Here is a 2,155-nt window from a genome sequence, read left to right as displayed (position 1 = left end):
AAGGCATGCAATACCCCCAGTCGGTTCTTGATTATAGAACCGCCAATCGTTTGCGGGTCCGCTCTTCTACCCTAAAAACGGCAGAAGCTTAATTATGGAACTAATATTTATCTCGTCTTATCAAAGACTTAGATTCTAATAGTATCCATTATGTTAAATCGCTTCAATGAGGTGTTTCCGACCGCGATCGCCGAAGCCAAGGGATGGCAAAGAGGTAAAGCGCCTGGACCGCTTCGCGCGTGATGTGCCACGGGTCCAGTGACGTGAGGAAACCTTCGAGATTTTGCCCGAGTGCAACGTCCAGGCGTTAAGACACAGAATAGGGCTGTTCAATCAGATGCGGGGCCAGAGCAGGTACGGGCACGTAGGCTGGAGGCGGGGTGCCGAGATTTGCTTCATTAAGACGCCAGTCCTTCCGCAAAGGAATGTTGGTGAGGCCCACAGGGAAGACCGTAACTTTGTCGTTTTGAATGCGCAGCCTCAGGAAATGCCGGTGGGTGTCACGCCGCATCGAACTGAACGCGTCGTTGTGGTTCATATTCAGCCAGCGTGATGTGCCGTAGAGGTAGACCCCGAACAGAGTGCCGGCAATCACACCGCCAACCACGATCATCTCGGCCCCGTAAAGGCAAAATGACAAGCGGGGCCATGCCCCTAGGTCAACAAAGCGAGCGTTGAACCGTGATACGATGTCAGTGGTCGCAGCTGCGCCCAGGCAATGCAAAAGAGCATTTGCAGCCGACACCAGCATGGTCTTGGCGCCACCACCTTCTTGCTTACTTGTATATCCCCAGAAACCCGCAAAAAACAAAACCGGTGCAATGTAATAGATGTCGACAGGCAGGAGCCGCCCCGCCAAAGCCACCAGCCAATAGAGTCCGCCCAGCACCATAGCGAACGGAGGATTATAAGCCGCGAAAGCGAAGTTCCCGGCCAACATGGACAGGCTTTCGGTTTTCGACGGGTACACCGCTTCCCCACCCTGTCCATCGGTCGCCAAGGTCAGTTTCTTAATGTGGCCATTCAGCCAGCTGTAGCCGTCGTCTGGGCGATTGAGATCGACTGACGCTTCCACCTGATGGGTGGGATGAAGGAAGGCTCCTCCCCCACCGGATGTGACGAACTGGGTATTGCCATCATCCGCAACATATCTGCTGTAATGATGAGTATCGCCAGACAAGACGAGTGACACAGTCAGCCCTCGCCGCTGGTTCAAGGCGATCCATCCGATATAGCTCATGACACTCAGGGCTTTGTTTCCGGCCTGCCCTGTGTAAAGCCAGCCGGGTTCCGGACCGCAGAGAATGATCTTCGCATTGTCCGGCATGGCCTTGGCGATTTCGAGAAAATACTCTTTCTGGGGTTGGTCGACATCGTCGTCCAATTGGGCATCGATCGCCCATATCCACCAATTGTCTGTCAGCTGGACGGCAAAGTAGCTGCGTCGCTGATGCGAGCGCCATCCTCCAAGATGCAAATGGTCCTTCCGGCAGAAAAGCGAAAGGAAGACGACCAGGCCGTCGTACCAGTCATGATTACCCGGCAACGCGTAAACGGGAGGACCTTTTACAAGGCGCAGGTTGGGATCCGGGAATGCCCATTCGTAAGGATCGCGCAACTGCTTTCGATATGTTTCCGAGGTCGCGCGCGGGTAGACTTCGTCTCCTCCCATGAAAAGCATCTGTCCGCGTTTCAAGTCATGGCCATCGATTGAAAGCTTCTCCTGCGCGAGAAGCGATGCAATCGCATAGGTAGCGTCGAACCCGTCCCCCAGATCAGCTACAAAATCGATCCAGATGGCGCCCTCACCGTCCGGCTCCAAGGTCCACAGCTGCTCGTTGTCCTTACCAGGCAGGAACTGCTGGGCGCGGGCGACCAGCTCTTCAGGAGGAACTGTATCAAGCGCCGCGACGATAAGCCGTCGATCCGCATATTGCCCGAAGAGGTCTGAAAGAATGACCCGCCACATCAGGCGCAGAAGCAGCACTGGACTAAACCAGCCGGTCATGGTGGGGTACTTGGAAAGGCCTTTGAGATCGGGCGGGGCCGTCGGCATATTCCAACTCCAAATAGAGCGGCAGAGACTCGGATACATCCCTACGCCGACTCGCGACAGAGTCTAGTACCGATAGAAATAATAAACAGGATTCGTTAC

Annotated in this window: 1 protein-coding gene; it reads right to left on the bottom strand. The window is 54.8% G+C overall.

All coding sequences use genetic code 11. From position 1 onward, the window contains the following. Positions 1-307: 307 nt before the first annotated feature. Positions 308-2,056, bottom strand: a complete 1,749-nt coding sequence (locus EN879_RS33065; RefSeq protein ID WP_063170772.1) for a metallophosphoesterase — start codon at positions 2,054-2,056, stop codon at positions 308-310. Positions 2,057-2,155 lie beyond the last annotated feature (99 nt).

It is taken from the genome of Mesorhizobium sp. M7A.F.Ca.AU.002.02.1.1, from assembly GCF_003998535.1.
Taxonomy (GTDB): Bacteria; Pseudomonadota; Alphaproteobacteria; order Rhizobiales; family Rhizobiaceae; genus Mesorhizobium; species Mesorhizobium ciceri.
Note: the sequence above shows the minus strand (reverse complement) of the source record. Positions and strands in the feature narration are given on the sequence as shown.